At 59.3% G+C, this 16,916-nt stretch carries 19 protein-coding genes; 7 read left to right on the top strand and 12 right to left on the bottom strand.

The window, feature by feature from the left end; genetic code table 11:
• Positions 1-6: 6 nt before the first annotated feature.
• From K1T73_RS00830 to hemJ, 6 genes are all read right to left on the bottom strand, one after another.
• Positions 7-816 (bottom strand): ParA family protein, encoded by an 810-nt coding sequence (locus K1T73_RS00830; RefSeq protein ID WP_259400381.1) that lies wholly within the window; start codon positions 814-816, stop codon positions 7-9.
• The gene (rsmG, locus tag K1T73_RS00825; RefSeq protein ID WP_220602124.1) at positions 800-1,420 is read right to left on the bottom strand and encodes a 16S rRNA (guanine(527)-N(7))-methyltransferase RsmG; all 621 of its coding nucleotides are present in this window, start codon (positions 1,418-1,420) and stop codon (positions 800-802) included. Before rsmG ends, K1T73_RS00830 begins: the two co-directional genes overlap by 17 nt.
• A complete protein-coding gene (gene mnmG / locus K1T73_RS00820; RefSeq protein ID WP_220602123.1) occupies positions 1,417-3,294 on the bottom strand; it encodes a tRNA uridine-5-carboxymethylaminomethyl(34) synthesis enzyme MnmG in 1,878 nt (625 codons plus the stop codon). Before mnmG ends, rsmG begins: the two co-directional genes overlap by 4 nt.
• Positions 3,295-3,296: 2 nt before the next feature.
• A complete protein-coding gene (gene mnmE, locus K1T73_RS00815) occupies positions 3,297-4,580 on the bottom strand; it encodes a tRNA uridine-5-carboxymethylaminomethyl(34) synthesis GTPase MnmE (protein ID WP_220602122.1) in 1,284 nt (427 codons plus the stop codon).
• Positions 4,581-4,607: 27 nt separating this feature from the next.
• Positions 4,608-5,879: a transcription termination factor Rho gene (rho, locus tag K1T73_RS00810; protein WP_220602121.1), complete on the bottom strand. Its 1,272-nt coding sequence runs from the start codon at positions 5,877-5,879 to the stop codon at positions 4,608-4,610.
• 126 nt (positions 5,880-6,005) lie between these two features.
• Positions 6,006-6,488, bottom strand: a complete 483-nt coding sequence (gene hemJ / locus K1T73_RS00805; protein WP_220602120.1) for a protoporphyrinogen oxidase HemJ — start codon at positions 6,486-6,488, stop codon at positions 6,006-6,008.
• A gap of 373 nt (positions 6,489-6,861) precedes the next feature.
• On the opposite strand from hemJ, the gene K1T73_RS00800 reads away from it, so the two are divergent.
• From K1T73_RS00800 to dnaQ, 4 genes are read left to right on the top strand one after another with little or no spacing between them, the layout of a single operon-like run.
• On the top strand, positions 6,862-7,455 hold the full coding sequence (locus tag K1T73_RS00800) for a nucleoside triphosphate pyrophosphatase (RefSeq protein ID WP_220602119.1): 594 nt from the start codon (positions 6,862-6,864) through the stop codon (positions 7,453-7,455).
• A gap of 1 nt (position 7,456) precedes the next feature.
• Positions 7,457-8,290 (top strand): shikimate dehydrogenase, encoded by an 834-nt coding sequence (locus tag K1T73_RS00795; RefSeq protein WP_220602118.1) that lies wholly within the window; start codon positions 7,457-7,459, stop codon positions 8,288-8,290.
• A complete protein-coding gene (gene coaE / locus K1T73_RS00790; protein WP_220602117.1) occupies positions 8,287-8,880 on the top strand; it encodes a dephospho-CoA kinase in 594 nt (197 codons plus the stop codon). The genes K1T73_RS00795 and coaE overlap by 4 nt, the downstream gene beginning before the upstream one ends.
• Positions 8,873-9,571, top strand: a complete 699-nt coding sequence (gene dnaQ / locus K1T73_RS00785; protein WP_220602116.1) for a DNA polymerase III subunit epsilon — start codon at positions 8,873-8,875, stop codon at positions 9,569-9,571. Before coaE ends, dnaQ begins: the two co-directional genes overlap by 8 nt.
• Here dnaQ and secB read toward each other — a convergent pair.
• The gene (secB, locus tag K1T73_RS00780) at positions 9,562-10,056 is read right to left on the bottom strand and encodes a protein-export chaperone SecB (protein ID WP_220602115.1); all 495 of its coding nucleotides are present in this window, start codon (positions 10,054-10,056) and stop codon (positions 9,562-9,564) included. The genes dnaQ and secB overlap by 10 nt on opposite strands.
• 59 nt (positions 10,057-10,115) lie before the next feature.
• Positions 10,116-10,607, bottom strand: a complete 492-nt coding sequence (locus K1T73_RS00775; protein ID WP_220602114.1) for an FxsA family protein — start codon at positions 10,605-10,607, stop codon at positions 10,116-10,118.
• 112 nt (positions 10,608-10,719) lie between these two features.
• Between K1T73_RS00775 and K1T73_RS00770 the strand changes: the two genes are divergently transcribed.
• From K1T73_RS00770 to K1T73_RS00760, 3 genes are read left to right on the top strand one after another with little or no spacing between them, the layout of a single operon-like run.
• Positions 10,720-11,376: a Tim44/TimA family putative adaptor protein gene (locus tag K1T73_RS00770; protein ID WP_220602113.1), complete on the top strand. Its 657-nt coding sequence runs from the start codon at positions 10,720-10,722 to the stop codon at positions 11,374-11,376.
• Positions 11,373-12,413 carry a murein transglycosylase A gene (locus tag K1T73_RS00765; RefSeq protein WP_220602112.1) on the top strand — a complete coding sequence of 347 codons (1,041 nt, stop codon included), beginning with the start codon at positions 11,373-11,375 and terminating at the stop codon, positions 12,411-12,413. The genes K1T73_RS00770 and K1T73_RS00765 overlap by 4 nt, the downstream gene beginning before the upstream one ends.
• Positions 12,410-12,985: a Smr/MutS family protein gene (locus tag K1T73_RS00760; RefSeq protein ID WP_220602111.1), complete on the top strand. Its 576-nt coding sequence runs from the start codon at positions 12,410-12,412 to the stop codon at positions 12,983-12,985. Before K1T73_RS00765 ends, K1T73_RS00760 begins: the two co-directional genes overlap by 4 nt.
• Here K1T73_RS00760 and K1T73_RS00755 read toward each other — a convergent pair.
• The 4 genes from K1T73_RS00755 to trxA all read right to left on the bottom strand — a co-directional run bounded on the left by K1T73_RS00755 (position 12,968) and on the right by trxA (position 16,857).
• Positions 12,968-14,191 (bottom strand): MFS transporter, encoded by a 1,224-nt coding sequence (locus K1T73_RS00755; protein WP_220602110.1) that lies wholly within the window; start codon positions 14,189-14,191, stop codon positions 12,968-12,970. The genes K1T73_RS00760 and K1T73_RS00755 overlap by 18 nt on opposite strands.
• 252 nt (positions 14,192-14,443) lie before the next feature.
• The gene (gene hslU / locus K1T73_RS00750) at positions 14,444-15,754 is read right to left on the bottom strand and encodes an ATP-dependent protease ATPase subunit HslU (protein ID WP_220602109.1); all 1,311 of its coding nucleotides are present in this window, start codon (positions 15,752-15,754) and stop codon (positions 14,444-14,446) included.
• A gap of 103 nt (positions 15,755-15,857) precedes the next feature.
• Positions 15,858-16,415 carry an ATP-dependent protease subunit HslV gene (gene hslV, locus K1T73_RS00745; protein WP_220602108.1) on the bottom strand — a complete coding sequence of 186 codons (558 nt, stop codon included), beginning with the start codon at positions 16,413-16,415 and terminating at the stop codon, positions 15,858-15,860.
• 121 nt (positions 16,416-16,536) lie between these two features.
• Complete coding sequence (gene trxA, locus K1T73_RS00740) at positions 16,537-16,857, bottom strand: thioredoxin (protein ID WP_220602107.1); 321 nt, start codon at positions 16,855-16,857, stop codon at positions 16,537-16,539.
• Between the last annotated feature and the right edge of the window lie 59 nt (positions 16,858-16,916).

The following is a 16,916-nucleotide window of genomic DNA, read 5'->3' as shown; positions in this document are numbered from 1 at the left end:
TCCAGATCAGGCGGCGAGCCGCGCCGAATTTTTCACGACTTCCCGCGCCAGGTTTATATAGGCGCGCGCACCAAGCGACGCCGAATCGTACTTCAACACCGGCATAGCGAAAGATGGCGCTTCGCTCAGCCGGACATTCCGCGGGATCACCGTCCGGTACACCAGATCGCCCAAATTCTCGCGTGCGTCGGCCTCGACCTGCCGCGAAAGGTTGTTCCTGGCATCGTACATCGTAAGAACGACACCCTCGATACGAAGCGCCGTGTTCGCGGTTTCGCGCACTTCCCGGATCGTGAGCATGAGCTGAGACAAACCTTCCAATGCGAAAAATTCACTTTGCAGCGGCACCAATACCGAGTCAGCCGCAACAAGAGCGTTGACAGTCAGCAGGTTCAACGAAGGTGGACAATCTATGAAAATGTAATCGAAGCCGTATTTATCGAGATCCGTGGCCCGCAGGGCATCCCGAAGCAGGAAAAGACGCTTCTCCTTGGTATAAAGTTCGATATCGGCAGAACTCAGATCCGTCGTAGCCGGGATGATGCTCAAGCCTTCTATCTCGGTGGACAACACCACCTCATCGACCTGGGCCTCCTCGAAGATGAGATCATATGTGGACATGCTGCGCTGCGCCGCGTCGATCCCCAGACCGGTCGATGCATTGCCTTGCGGATCCAGATCGACAAGCAAGACCTTCTTGCCCATATCCGCTATGGATGCGCTCAGGTTGATCGCGGTGGTGGTTTTTCCAACCCCACCTTTCTGGTTCGCAACCGCGATAATCCTGGCCCCCGATGGCCTACTCCTGTCCGACACGCGACACTCCTGAGATCTTGAGAATTCGTGCGTTTGCATTAGTAGCACTTCTAATGGCTTCGCAGTCAAACCGCCATTTCACCCGTGCCGCATTGAGTTCCTTTTCCCATTCGGCACCTTTCGGGAAAAGAGCCGTGCCGCTTGGGCATAAATGTCTTTCGCAATGGTTAAGCAACCGGTCCAGCGGCGCGAGAGCGCGAGCGCTGAGTGTAGCCGCGTCCAGTTCCGGCACGTTCTCGACCCGATCGTTCAGGATCTCGACGGGTGTGGATGTTTCACGTGAAACAGTCCTCAGAAAAGCACATTTCCGCGAGTCGCTCTCAACCAGGGTAACCTTTCGGTCGCGATCGAGTTCACTCGCCAAGATAGCAATGATCATTCCTGGAAAGCCACCGCCGGAACCCAGGTCGACCCACCGGCCCGATTGACGCCCGTCAAGATGAAAAAGTTGCGCAGAATCCTTGAAATGACGGTCTTCGATTGACTGCAATGTGTCCTTGGAGACGAGATTTATCTTGGGATTCCATTTCCTGAGAAGCTCTGCGTAAACAGCAAGTTTCTCCTTTGTATCGCCGGAAATTTCCCATTCCTCCGACAACATCATGCGCTTCGCTTTCTCTCATACTGGCGAAGCTTCGCGTGCAGGAGCGTCAGCGCTGCAGGCGTCATTCCATCAATTCGACCCGCCTGACCCAGATTACTCGGTCGGACGGCACAGAGCTTGGATTTCAGCTCATTGGACAGCCCGTCAATGCCCTCAAAATCGAAATTGCTCGGAATCATCTTGGTCTCGTCCCTTCGAACACTCTCGGCGTCCTGCCTTTGACGATCGGTATAACCGGCATAGACGGCATCTCTCGCCAGTTGCACCAAGCTCTCGCGGTCCAGATCGCCAAGCGACGGCTCCAAGGAAATCACCGTGTCCACGTCGAACTGAGGAAGCGCCAGAAGGTCGAAAGCTGTGCGCTTCTTCCCATCCAGATTTACCTGATGCCCCGCATCCCGTAGTTCGTTCGGAGTGAAAGATAGCGCGTCAAGCCTCTCCGATGCCTCCGTAAGCCGCTCCAGCTTTCTCCCGAACGCCTCACTCCGCTGCACCGAGACACATCCGATCTCAATGCCTTTCGGCGTCAACCGTTGATCGGCATTGTCAGCCCGCAACGACAACCGGAATTCGGCACGGGACGTAAACATCCGGTAGGGCTCCGAAACGCCCCGCGTGATAAGGTCATCCACCATCACGCCGATATAGCTGTCAGACCGCGAAAACGTCACGGACGACTGCTCCAACGCCATGCAAGCGGCGTTCAACCCCGCGACAAGACCCTGTGCCGCCGCTTCCTCATAACCTGTTGTGCCGTTGATCTGACCTGCAAGGAACAGCCCCGGCACATCCCGCACCGCGAGCCGGTCATCAAGGGCACGCGGATCAACGTAATCATACTCGATCGCATAACCCGGCTGGGTTATCTCAGCGTTCTCCAAGCCCACGATGGACCTGACATAGCTCTCCTGAACATCCTCCGGCAGCGAAGTCGAAATTCCGTTAGGATAGATCACATCGTCCGAGAGGCTCTCGGGTTCGAGAAAGATCTGGTGCGAGGTTTTCTCCGCGAACCTGACGATCTTGTCCTCGATTGACGGGCAATACCTGGGGCCCACCCCTTCGATGCGCCCGCTATACATCGCCGAGCGTTCCAGGTTCTTTTCAATGATTTCGTGCGTTCTGGGATTCGTATGCGTGATCCCGCAACTCACCTGACGGGCGGTTGGGGCATCCGAGAGAAACGAGAACATCGTCGGATCATCATCTCCGGGCTGAAGTTCCAAATTCGTCCAGTCGATGGTTTTTCCGTCAAGGCGAGGTGGCGTTCCGGTCTTCAGCCGACCAAGCGGCAACGCAAACTCGTCAATCCGATGCGCGAGCTGTACGGACGGTTCATCACCCATTCGACCGCCCGGCCGCGACACGTCGCCGATATGGATCACGCCACGAAGGAAGGTGCCGGTGGTCAAGATCACGGACTTCGAGATAATCCGCGATCCATCCACCAAGACAACTCCGCGCACGGAACCGCGATCTAGCACGAAGTCACTTACTTCACCTTCTACAATAGAGAGCAAAGGCTGATTTCGCATCTCCGCCTGCATCTCTTGACGATAGATCCGACGATCCGTCTGAGCACGCGGTCCCTGGACAGCGGGACCCTTTCTCTTGTTGAGCAGGCGAAACTGAATTCCAGCCTTGTCCGCGACTCGCGCCATGACACCATCGAGCGCATCGATCTCTCGAACCAGATGACCTTTGCCAAGCCCGCCAATGGCCGGATTACAGGACATCACACCGATTGATTCGAAGGTGAGCGTGACCAAGCAGGTCTTCGCCCCCATGCGGCTCGCCGCATGAGCTGCTTCGCAGCCGGCATGGCCACCTCCGACAACTATCACGTCATAATCGAACTGTTTCACGTGAAACATCCTCACTTGCCCAAGCAGAAGCTGCTGAAGATTTCGCCCAGAATTGCTTCGACATCCACGCGGCCGACCAACTCATCCAACCTGTGAATGCCGCGGCGTATATCTTCCGAAACGATCTCACTCGGTACGGACCCATTTATCAACGATTCTCGGGCTTTCAACAGCGCATCTCTGCCTTCAGTCATCGCGATCCGGTGACGCTGGCGCGTTGCCAAGCCGGCGCCCATGGTCCTCGATCGCAGGATGGATCCAATTTTTTCGATCAGCTCGGAAACACCCTCCCCTGTGACACCTGAGATTCCCGAAGGAACCTCGCGCTTGTCACACTTGGCTTCCACCACGATATCTTCCGGCTCGCAAAGTTCGGGATCGGGAATGTCTTTCTCGATCAGGAAAACCCTCAGGTCCGCCTCTCGTGCCCGACGGCGCGCGAGATCGATCCCCATCCCTTCGATAACATCTTCCGATTCTCTCAATCCGGCCGTGTCGAGGAACGTGACCGGTAGCCCATGGACATCCATTCTGACTTCGATGACATCTCTTGTCGTGCCAGCAATGCTTGATGTGATGGCAGCCTCACGACCTGCCAGCCGATTGAGCAACGTCGATTTCCCTACATTCGGCGCACCAACTATGGCAACCTCGAATCCTTCCCGAATTCTTTCCGACGCGCCAACGCCATCTATCTCCGTGTTCAGCTCCGAGATGACCGACTGCAACAGATCGCTCACCTCGGGACCGACATCTTCCGGAACCTCCTCATCGGCGAAATCAATCGTGACCTCCACGAGCGCCATCGCCCGCAACAGCTTGGCGCGCCAGTTTTCGCATTTTCGCCCCAGCTCGCCGGAGAAGGACCGTAGCGCCAATTTGCGTTGTGCTTCCGTCTCTGCATTCAGCAGGTCGGCAAGACCCTCGACTTGAGCAAGATCGAGCTTGTCGTTTTCCAGCGCGCGCCGCGTGAATTCCCCTGGTTCCGCCGGCCGACACCCGGGAACAGCAGAAAGTGCATCACAGATCGCCGAAATGGTCGCCACGCTTCCATGCGTCTGAAATTCAACAACCTTTTCTCCTGTGAAGCTCTGACCCTCCTCAAAGCTGAGGACCAGTGCCTGATCCAGAACATCTTCCTCTCGGCGCAATACGCAAAGAGTGGCACGCCTCGGCTCGGGGACCCTACCTGCGAGCGCTTCGCAGGCGGTGAACGCCGATGGTCCGGAAACACGGACAACCGCAACGCCTGCCTTGCCCGGCGCCGAAGACAGGGCGAATATCGTATCGTCCATCGCTCACCTCGCGCCCCGTTCGGCTTGTCAGGTGTTCATAGAATCAAAGAATTCCGCGTTGGTCTTGGTCTGTTTAAGCTTGGAGAGAAGAAACTCTATGGCGTCCGTTGTTCCCATCGGGTTGAGGATCCGGCGCAACACAAAGGTCTTCTGAAGATTGACCTTGTCGACCAAGAGGTCTTCTTTCCGCGTGCCGGACTTGAGGATATCGATGGCGGGGAAAACCCGCTTGTCCGCGATCTTCCGGTCCAAGACGATCTCCGAGTTACCAGTTCCCTTGAACTCCTCGAAGATCACCTCGTCCATTCGGCTTCCGGTGTCGATCAATGCGGTGGAAATGATCGTGAGCGAACCGCCTTCCTCGATATTTCGTGCAGCACCGAAGAAGCGTTTTGGCCTTTGGAGCGCATTCGCATCCACACCACCGGTCAGGACCTTCCCGGATGACGGCACAACCGTGTTGAATGCCCGTCCCAGTCGCGTGATCGAATCGAGGAGAATGACCACGTCCCGCTTGTGTTCAACGAGACGCTTGGCTTTCTCGATCACCATTTCCGAAACCGCCACGTGACGCGCCGCGGGCTCATCAAAGGTCGAACTGATGACCTCGCCCTTCACGCTGCGCTGCATGTCAGTCACTTCTTCAGGCCGCTCGTCGATGAGAAGCACGATCAGATAGCACTCAGGGTGGTTTCTTTCGATACTGGCTGCAATGTTCTGCAAGATCACCGTCTTACCCGTCCGCGGTGGAGCCACGATAAGCGACCGCTGCCCCTTGCCGATGGGCGCCACGAGGTCGATGATCCGGGCTGATTTGTCCTTTATCGTCGGATCCTCGATCTCCATCGTCAGGCGTTCATCGGGATAGAGCGGCGTCAGGTTGTCGAACGCGATCTTGTGGCGGGCCTTTTCCGGCTCTTCGAAATTGATCTCCGATACCGAGGTAAGCGCGAAGTACCGCTCGTTGTCCTCGGGTTGCTTCACCTCGCCGACCACTGTGTCACCGGTCCGAAGGGCATGATGGCGAATGGTCTCCGGCGACACGTAGATGTCATCCGGGCCGGGAAGATAGTTTGCCTCGGGAGAACGCAGGAAACCGAAACCATCCTGCAAGACCTCGAGAACACCGTCACCGAAGACGGTCCAGCCTTCCTCTGCGCGTTCCTTGAGAATCGAGAACATCATCTCGCCCTTGCGCATCGTCGAGGCGTTTTCGATCTCGAGCTCCTCGGCCATGGCCAGAAGATCCTTCGCGCTTTGCGCCTTGAGATCGGACAGGTTGAGACGGTCCTGGGACATGCGGTTGTTCCTTCGCTGCGTAGCGGCTCGCGTATAGCGGGTATTCTTTGGGAGAATCCTTGCCCCGGACGGGGACTTTGCGTGTCCCTACCGCTCTGCCATTCTCAAGTCAAGATTTGCTCGCATTCAAAAGCGGACGACCACCGAGAACACGATAATGATGAGAAGGACTGTCGGCACTTCGTTCATGATGCGATAGGTTCTTCCAGTCACGGCGTTCGCGCCATCGGCAAAATCACGGCGCCGCATCGCAAGCCAGTGATGAAAGCAAGTGAGGCCAAGGATGCCGCCCAACTTGGTGTAAGGCCACACAGATGACCAATCGACGATCGCCGGGGTCGCGACCAGTGCCAGACCGAAAAGCCACGTCGCCACCATCGCCGGTGTCATGATCGCCTTGAGAAGTCTTCGCTCCATGACCTGAAACACGTCATCCAGGGCATCACCCGGATCAGACTGCTCAGCATGGTAGACGAACAACCTGGGCAGATAGAACAGCGCTGCCATCCACGCGATCACTGAAATGATGTGAAGCGACTTGGTATAAGGGTACGCCCAGATGAGAAAAGACTGCACAAGTTCCAAGGCTGGCTTCCAGGGTTCGATCATGCACGGCCCTAGCTTTAATAAATAGAAAGAGAAAGAGAAATGATGATGATTTTGTAGGGGTAGTGTCTGGCCGTGGATTATTTTTCATCCACAGAGTTACTCACGGACCCAAGTCGAAGAATTTCTCACGTAGGTTTAGGAGAGACAAAAATATGATTTGTAATCATATAGTTAACTTAAATCATCTTTGCGCGCCCATGCTGTTACCACCATCGAAGGTTCGCCCCATGGGAAACTCCACTTCTTTTCCACATGGGATAACTCGCGATCGAATCGAACCGCTGCTCGACGATTGGCTTGGGATGATCGCTCCGTGCTGATAAACGGACACCATGTCTGACATTGCGCTCGGAAAGCTCGCGTCTTTATCCCCATGACCATCCCCATTGTCCTTGCCTCCGGTTCGCCCATTCGCCGGGAACTGCTGCGGAACGCCGGCGTATCGTGCGAGGTGATCTCGCCGCGCATTGATGAGGATATCATACGCGGCGCCATGGTGTCGGATGGCTTCAGGCCGCGGGATGTCGCTGACGCCCTGGCCGAGGCCAAGGCCACCAAGATCGGATCGCGGAGAGAGAATGCGCTCGTAATCGGCTGCGATCAGATCCTCTCGTTCCAAGGCCGGATTCTTGCCAAATCTCCCACCCGTGAAGCTGCTCGCTGCCTTCTCGACGAACTCAGGGGGCAATCACATGAACTCTATTCCGCGGTCGTTATCTGCGAAGGTCCGAGACCCGTTTGGCGGGCCATCGGGTATGTGAAAATGACCATGCGAGCGTTTAATGATCGTGAACTCGACTCGTATCTCGATCGAAACTGGCCTGACGTGAGTGATGCCGTCGGAGCGTACAAGCTCGAGGCGGAAGGGGCCCGGCTCTTTTCCGCCGTAGAGGGCGACTATTTCACAGTGCTGGGTTTGCCCTTGCTCGACGTTTTGTCGTATCTCTCCATGCGCGGAGCTATCTGACATGACCCATCCGAAAATTCCCCTCGCCGGCGTGATAGGTTCCCCCATTGCGCATTCCAGATCGCCCAACATCCATGGCCATTGGCTGAAGACGCTCGGTCTGCCGGGACACTACATCCCTATGAAGGTCGAGGCAGAGGACCTCGAAAGCGTTTTGCGGACGCTTCCCAAAGCGGGCTTCGTGGGAGTCAATGTCACGATCCCGCACAAGGAGCGGGTGCTTGAAATCGCAGATCTCAGTACGGATCGAGCAACGTTGATCGGGGCGGCCAACACGCTCGTTTTCCGAAAGGACGGCAAGATCCAGGCTGACAATACCGATGGTTACGGGTTCATGAAGAACCTCGAAGCCGCCGGCACGAGCTGGACACCGGCCGCCGGTCCCGCCGCGCTTTTCGGGGCCGGAGGTGCCGCGAGGGCTGTGATTGCTGCACTCCTGCAAGCCGGTGTTCCAGAGATCATGATCTCGAACCGGACCCGCGTTCGTGCCGAGGCGCTACAGGCCGATTTCGGAAAGCGTATCCAGGTTGTCGACTGGGTGCAGGCCGGCAACATGCTCGATGACGCGGCTCTGGTGGTGAATACGACTTCGCTCGGGATGATAGGTAACCCTCCCCTTCGAGTGCCGCTGGATGGCTTGCGTAAAAACACGCTCGTGACTGATCTCGTTTACACTCCGTTGAAAACCCGCCTGCTTCAAACTGCCGAAGAAATGGGGTGCGCGACGGTGGATGGCCTCGGCATGTTGCTGCATCAGGCCGTTCCCGGTTTCGAACGCTGGTTCGGCGAACGTCCGACAGTCGACAGCGCGACCCGGGCGGCTGCCTTGCGATGAGTTTCCTGCTGGGTCTGACCGGGTCTATCGGAATGGGAAAATCCACGACCGCGCGCATGTTTCGCGATGCGGGATGTGATGTCTGGGACGCGGATGTCGCAGTGCACAGGTTGTATGCGCGTGGCGGCGAGGCTGTCGCGCCCGTTGCCGACGCGTTTCCCGGCGCGGTAACAGACGGCGCGGTGTCGCGCGAAGAACTGCGCCGGATCATAGCCCGCGATGAGTCGGCGCTGCCGCGCCTTGAAGAGATCGTGCACCCCCTCGTTGCGGAAGATAGAGAAAAGTTCATCAGAACCGCGCAGGCGGATATCGTCGTCCTCGACGTTCCGCTTCTGTTCGAGAACGGGATGGACGAGATGATGGACGCTGTGGTCGTTGTTTCCACCTCACCCGAAGCGCAGCGCGCACGCGTCATGGAGCGTGACGGCATGAGTGAAGAGAGCTTTAAACGACTCCTTGCCAAGCAGATGCCGGATCGCGAGAAACGTGAACGGGCGGATTTCATCGTGATCACCGACACGATCGATCATGCGCGCAGCCAGGTGAACGATATCGTGGCCGCGATCCGGAAGGAGCTTGAGGATGCGTGAGATTGTGCTTGATACCGAAACGACGGGGTTCGATCCCTATCAAGGCGACCGGATCGTCGAGATCGGAGCGGTCGAGCTCTTCAACCACATGCCCACGGGTAATACCTATCACCAATATATCAATCCCGAACGTGCGATGCCCCAGGATGCGTTCGAGGTGCATGGGTTGGGCGATGATTTCCTGCGGGACAAGCCGGTTTTCAAAGCGATTGCGCAATCGTTCATCGAGTTCGTCGGTGATGCGAAGCTTGTCATTCACAATGCGTCCTTCGATATGAAATTTCTCAATGCCGAGCTGGGCTGGGTCGGGCTTCCGGCGCTTCCGATGGATCAGGCGATCGATACGCTCGATCTTGCCCGCCGGAAGTTTCCCGGGTCGCCGGCGTCGCTCGACGCGCTATGTCGGCGGTTCGCGATCGACAATTCGGCGCGCACGCTCCATGGCGCGTTGCTCGACTCCGAAATCCTGGCCGAAGTCTACCTTCAGCTCATCGGGGGACGCCAACCAGATTTCGCGCTCAGCGTGACCGATGACGCACCGAAACCGGGCCTGGTTGCCGACGATTGGCGCCCTTCACCGCGCGAGACGCCGCTTCCGCCACGGCTCACGGCCGAGGAAGAAGCGGCTCATGCCGCTTTCGTGGACGAGATCGGCGATGCGGCGATCTGGAAACGCTTCGATCAGGCCTGAGGCGCTTCCGACGGCTTTTCCGACTGACGCCGCGCGATTTCATTGCGATAGATCTGCACCCAGTCGATATTCTCGAGGTTCAGCGGAGGAAACCCGCCGTCGCGGGTCACGTCGCTGACGATCCGCCGAAGATAGGGGAACATCATGCGCGGACACTCGATCATCAGGAATGGATGGAGCTGATCCTCGGGCACGTTCTCGATATGGAACACGCCCACGAAATCCATCTCCATGACAAAGAGATGTGCATCGTCTTCCTTGTTCTTGGATTCAACCTTGAGCTTCGTCACCACCTCATATTGATGTTCGGCAGAGCGCTTCTTGGCGTCGAGATTCACCCGGACGGTCACGTCGGGCTGCACTTCTCCGCCGACACCCTTCTGCGCGAGAATATTCTCGAACGACAGATCGCGGACGAACTGCGTGAGTGTCGTCATCTTGATCTGGGGTGCCTGGGCGGCGCTGCCGTTTTCGGTTTCGGTCATCAATATGCTCCTAGAAGATAAAAAATTCATTAACGATCTATCAGACCCTCATAATGGCCTCAATGCCTGGTCCAGCCCGATGGTCCCGATCGATCCGGCGCGGGCGAACGCGAGGTCTCGATCTCTTCGTACTCGCCTTCGACGATATCGGAGTCCGGCGACCGGCGACGGGTCATACCGTCCTGGGTAAAGACATGCGTTTCGACCCGCACGCGGTTGCGAAGATATCGAAGAACGAATGTCCTGACGGCCGGAACCAGCAGCGCGAACCCGGCTGCATCCGTAAAGAAGCCGGGTGTGAGAAGAAGCGCCCCGGAAAACAGGATCATCGCGCCATGCGCCAAGGGTTCTGCCGGATTGCGCGTTCGGGAAAACGCGTCCTGCACGTCTGCCAATGCTTTCAATCCCTGTGTTCGGACGAGCACGGTTCCGAGGATGGCCGTAAGCACGACAACCCCGAGCGTCGGCCACAAGCCGATGAGCCCCCCGACCTGGATGAAGAGCGCGATCTCGATCAATGGCACGCAAAGAAATGCGATGAATAGCCACATATGGTCTTCTCCCGCCGATTGCGGTTGTCTGGCAGTGGACTCGCCCGAGTCCCTGACCTACATAGGAACGGAATTCCTCGCTTTCCACTTCCCAAGGGGAAATGAACAGAAAATGACTGGAGCCGTGTTTCAACTTCTTGTCCTTGCCGGTATCGCGGTCTTCCTGATTTTGCGCCTTCGGTCGGTGCTGGGTACTCGTGACGGGTATGAACCGCCGCGCGTCGAAGGGGCCGGCGGTGCCGAGCGCCGCCAGTCGTTCGAGGTCATCGAAGGCGGCCCCGACCATGACATCATCGACCACGTTCCCGAGGATTCCGAGGCCGCGGCGGCGCTGGCCGAGATGAAGCGGATCGATAACGATTTCACGGTGAGTGGTTTCCTCCAAGGTGCGCGCGGCGCATACGAGATGATCCTCATGAGCTTCGAGAACGGCAAACTCGAAGATATAACGCCGTTCCTCTCGAGCGATGTCTTCGACGCATTTTCCCAGGTGGTCGACGCGCGGCAGGAACAGGATCTGACCGTTGAAGCCGAGTTCATCGGGGTGCGGGACGTATCCCTCGTGGATGCCCGGATCGACGACAAGACGAAGAGAGCCGAAATCACCGTCAAGTTCGTCGGCGAGCTTGTCTCCGTCGTGCGCGATCGCGATGGCAAGATCGTCGAGGGAACGCCGGGCCAATCGAAGCGGCAAAGGGACACCTGGACTTTCGAGCGCGTCATGGGATCGGACGATCCGAACTGGCGCTTGGTGGCCACGGGCGGATGATCCGCGCGATTTCGATCGCTCTTTTCATGCTGGGTTCGCAGGTGGCCCAGGCATCGAATGCCGAGGAAACCGTCTATGACATCCTCACTTTCGACGAGCTGTCCGATTGGGAAGAGGACGACCATGAGGCAGCTCTCGACACGTTTCTGAATACATGCCCGGATATGGACGATGTCGACTGGCGGTCGCTCTGCGCGCTTGCGCAGCAGAAGCCGGATGCGAAACCGTTCTTCGAGCTCTTCTTTCGGCCGGTTCTGATCTCGGACGGCCAGGACGCGCTTTTCACCGGATATTTCGAGCCCGAGCTCAACGGATCGTTGACCCGCACGGAGCGCTTTCGCTTTCCGCTTTATCGCGAGCCGGAAATCGCGCGGGCGATCAGCCCATGGATGACGCGGCGGGAAATCGAAACCGGATCTTTCATGGAGGGCCGTGGCCTCGAGATCGCGTGGGTCGATGATCCGGTCGAACTGTTCTTTCTGCAGATCCAGGGTTCGGGGCGCATACGGCTTCAGAACGGTGAAGTGATCCGCGTCGGATACGGTGGCTCGAACGGTCATACCTATCGCTCGATCGGGGCAGAACTGGTTCAGCGCGGGGTGTATGAGCCGCATCAGGTCTCGGCCCAGGTGATCAAGAACTGGGTGCGGCGCAATCCCGAGCTGGGGCAGGAACTTCTCTGGCACAATCCGGCATACGTGTTCTTTCGCAGGATCGATTCCCTCCCGCCCGAGAAAGGCCCGCGCGGCGCGATGAACCGCTCGATCACCACCGGGCGGAGCATTGCCGTCGATCCGAAATTCGTGCCGCTCGGCGCGCCGGTCTGGATCGAGAAACTGGGATCCGGTCCCATCAAGAGGTTGATGGTTGCGCAGGACACCGGCTCGGCGATCAAGGGTGCGCAGCGAGCCGACATCTTCATGGGCACGGGCGATGCGGCGGGACGTGCGGCAGGGCGGTTGAGGGATCCGGGCCGGCTCCTGGTGCTGATGCCGATCCAGCGGGCATATGCGCTGGCGCCCGAGGCGCTGCCGTGAGCCGGCGGCGGCCGGACCGGGACGAGCTGGCACTTTGGCGGCAGGTGGCGAAGACGGCCAAACCGCTTGGCCCGGAGAAGAAGTCGTTGCTGCGAAAGGGGCCGACCGACCCGGCGCCATCGTCCGCATCGGCGGATAAACCCCCCGTCACGTCGTTTACCGTTGGTGAAGCCGGGTCGAGAAGCGAGGTCGCGGAAGCCGCGTTCGCACCGCCGAAGCCATCGGTCCGTATGGACAACAAGGCTTACAAGCGGATGCGCGGGGGGAGGTTGAAGCCGGAGGCGACGCTCGACCTTCACGGAATGACACTTGATCGCGCGCATAACGCGACAACGGGTTTCATCCTGCGGTCCCATGCGAACGATCTGAGGCTTCTCCTGATCGTGACGGGCAAGGGGAAGCGCGGTGCGCACCAGGATTTCATCCCGGAGCGGCAAGGGGTTCTGCGCCATCAACTTCCGCACTGGCTTTCCATTCCGCCGCTGTCGCATATCGTTCTCCAGGTCAGCGAAGCGCATGGACGTCATGGCGGCGGCGGGGCGTTTTACGTGTATCTACGGCGCCGCAGGTAGCATGGGACGGGCGCGGATGACGCCGATGGTCATGCAGATCGTCGAAAAGGCAAAATAGACCGCGACAAGTAAATATTGTCTTTCCAGGCCGATCCCGTGGTCGATTCCGTAGCCGGTGATCCCCGGCCCGATGGCCGAGCCCAGCACCATGATCGCGGCCGCCATCGCCTTGATCGAACCGATGAACCGGGTGCCGTAGAACTCGGCCCAGAATGCGGCCGGCAGCGTGGTGTTGAAACCCGAAGTGAGACCCAGGAAGACAAACCCCAGGAACAGGGCGGCCCCGTCCGACGCATAGGCGAAGATCGTGAAGGCCGCGATCATCGGAAGCTGCATGAAGGGGATCAGGCGAGGCGTGCCGAACCTGTCCAGCGCCAGACCGCTCAGCACCATCGCGATGATCGAGACGCCCGTGTAGAAGGGAAAGTAGGCCACAAGCTGAAGATGCGAAATGTGCTTGATCTCGGCGAAGTGAACCTGGTGGAAAAAGAACGCCGTGTTGAACGCCGAGGGTCCGAGAAGTGCGGGGATCATCAGCCAGAACAGCCAGTGCCGCATGGCCTCGAGCCGCGCCCAGTGACGTGAGAGCATTCCGACCGAACTGGAGCTGGCGGTGATGCTCTGTGGCGTTCGCTCGGTCGTGAGAAGCAGGCGAAGCGCGGGGATGCCGAGAAGGGCGATGGCGGCCGTCAGGAGCCAGAGATTCTGCCAGTCGAAGAGCGCCATCAGCGACACGAAGATGAGCGGCAGCAGTGCTTCGCCCGACGCGAAGCCGAGCGTCGCGAAGCTCAGTGCCTTGCCGCGTGCGGCGGTGAACCATCGGGCCATGGCGACCACCGCGATGTGGCTCAGCATTCCCTGACCGCTGAACCGCAGGAGAAAGATGACGAGCGGCAGCAGCCACCAGACCGGGTTCAGCGCCATGAAGAGGCAGGCGAATGCCAGCAGAACAAGGACGAAGGTGCCGATTCCGCGGGCCCGGAACCTGTCGGTCAGGCCACCCGCCCAAACCATGACGAGCGCGGAGGTGGCGGTGCCCAGCGAATAGATAAGGCCCCATTCCCCGTGGCTGAGGCCGAAATCGGTGCGGATGCCGTCGGCGAAAAGAGAGATGAAGAAGGTCTGGCCGAAACTGCTGAGGAAGGTCAGCAGGAAACCGGCAGACAGCCAGGGGAGGTTGGAGCGGAGGAAGGTGAGCGGGCGCATGGCCCTTGGTGGCCCGAAAACCGCATCGGGGAAAGCGGAATTTGCCAAGCAGCGCACGGTCTTGGCCGTTTCGTTAACGGTTCTCGGGAGGTGCGAACGGGACGTCGGTATCCATGTCGGTATCCACGTCGGTATCACGTCGGTGCGATATGTGCAGACAAATAAGGTTAACGCCCCCGCGCGGTGCGGGGAGCGGGAAAAGTCAGGATGTAAGGATATGCCGTCGCGCCGGCGCCGAAGCGCCGCGCGGGATTACAGCACGTAGCGGCTGAGATCCGTGGACTTCATCAATTCGCCCAGATTGTCCTCGACGAAGGCGGCATTCACCTCGACCGCTTCGCCGGCGAGGTCCGGAGCCTTGAAGCTCAGTTCCTCGAAGACGCGTTCCATCACCGTGTAAAGGCGTCGCGCACCGATATTCTCGATCGACTGGTTGACCTCGGCGGCGATCCGGGCGAGCGCTGCGATGCCTTCTTCGGTGAAGGTGACGGTGAGACTCTCTGTGCCGAGAAGCGCCTCGTACTGCCGGGTGAGGGCGTTGTCGGTCTCGGTGAGGATGCGGACGAAATCCTCTTCCGTGAGCGGACGCAGCTCGACCCGGATGGGCAGCCGGCCCTGAAGCTCGGGCAGGAGGTCCGAGGGCTTGGCCACGTGGAAGGCTCCCGAGGCGATGAAGAGGATATGGTCGGTCTTGACCGGGCCATGCTTGGTCGAGACGGTCGTGCCCTCGATGAGCGGGAGGAGGTCGCGCTGCACGCCTTCGCGGCTGACGTCACCACCGCGCGCATCGGCGCGGGCACAGACCTTGTCGATTTCGTCGAGGAAAACGATGCCGTTCTGCTCGACCGCCTCGATGGCGTTGCGTGTGACGATCTCGTCATCGAGAAGCTTGTCGGCCTCTTCGCCGATCAGGATATCATAGCTCTCGGCGACGCTCATCCGCTGCCGCTTGGTCCGGCCGCCCATCGCCTTGCCGAAGATGTCGCCCAGGTTGAGCATGCCCATCTGCCCGCCGCCCGGCTGACCGGGAATGTCCATCATGCCGAAAGGGTTCGACGTGTCGGCGATGTCGAGCTCGATCATCGTGTCGTCGAGTTCGCCGCTCTTGAGCTTCTTTCGGAACATCTCGCGCGTGCCTTCGCGAGCGTCCTCTCCGGCGATGGCAGAGATGACCCGCTCCTCGGCGGCCTGTCTCGCGTTGGATTTCACGTCCTCGCGCATATGCTCGCGCGTCATGGCGATGGCGCTGTCGAGAAGATCGCGCACGATCTGCTCGACGTCGCGGCCTACATAGCCCACTTCGGTGAACTTGGTCGCCTCGACCTTGATGAAGGGCGCGCGCGCGAGTTTCGCCAGCCGGCGGCTGATCTCGGTCTTGCCGACGCCGGTGGGGCCGATCATCAGGATGTTCTTGGGGTGGACCTCGTCGCGGAGATCGTCGGCAAGCTGCTTGCGCCGCCAGCGGTTGCGAAGCGCGACAGCCACGGCGCGCTTGGCCTCCTTCTGGCCGATGATGAAGCGGTCAAGCTCGGAGACGATTTCGCGGGGGGTGAGTTCGGTCATGAAGCGCGTCTTTCGTAGTCGGGTTGCCGGAGACCTATGCCCCGACCTGTCGAATATCAAGCGCGGGAGGCCATGCAACCGCGGGGGTGCCGAAACCGGAGGATCACCCCGATATGGTTTCGACCGTGAGGTTTCCGTTGGTGTAGACGCAGATATCGGCGGCGATGGCCATGGCGTCGCGGGCGATCCGTTCGGCGTCGCGGTCGCTTTCATAGAGGCCGCGCGCGGCGGCGAGGGCGTAGTTGCCACCCGAGCCGATCGCGGCGATGTCGTGTTCGGGTTCGAGCACGTCGCCCGCGCCCGTGATCACGAAAAGCTGCTTCCCGTCCGTTACGATGAGCATCGCCTCGAGCTTTTGCAGATACTTGTCAGTGCGCCAATCCTTGGCCAGCTCGACCGAGGCGCGCTGAAGCTGTCCCGGCGTGGCTTCGAGCTTGGCTTCGAGCCGTTCGAGAAGCGTGAAGGCATCGGCGGTGGACCCCGCGAAGCCCGCGACCACGTCGAAACCGCCGGGGCTCAGCCTGCGGACCTTGCGTGCGGTACCCTTGATGACGGTCTGGCCCAGCGAGACCTGGCCGTCGCCGGCGACCACCACCTCGCCGCCCTTTCGGACGCCGATGATCGTGGTGCCGTGCCAGCCGGGGAAGTCGTCGTTGTGCATGAGGTGTCTCCTGTTCGTTGTGGCCCGCATGGGAACGTTGCGCATTCCTGCACAGACAAAGCGGCGGAACGGAAAAGGCCTCGCCAAGGGGGCGAGGCCTGAAATCCGTCTCTGTTCCGGCTCAGATCGATTCTTCGATCCAGCTTTGCAGCGCCGCCTTGGGCGCGGCGCCGGCGCGGTTCGACACGACCTCACCATTCTTGAAGATGAAGAGCGCGGGGATACCGCGCACGCCCATCTGCACCGCCGAGTTGGGGTTGCTGTCAACATCCACCTTCGCGATCTTGACCTTGCCATCCATCTCGGCCGCGATCTCTTCCAGGGCCGGGCCGATCTGTTTGCAGGGACCGCACCATTCGGCCCAGAAATCCACCACGACGGGGATATCGGAATTCTTCACTTCGGCGTCGAAGGTATCGTCGGTGACGGCAACGGTGCCCATGGCTGCTCTCCTTGGAAAGGGATGACTTGAGTTGAGGCGAACGTATGGACCCCTATGGG

Source organism: Roseovarius sp. SCSIO 43702 (genome assembly GCF_019599045.1).
Taxonomy (GTDB): domain Bacteria; phylum Pseudomonadota; class Alphaproteobacteria; order Rhodobacterales; family Rhodobacteraceae; genus Roseovarius.
This window is presented reverse-complemented; position numbering and strand designations above follow the sequence as displayed.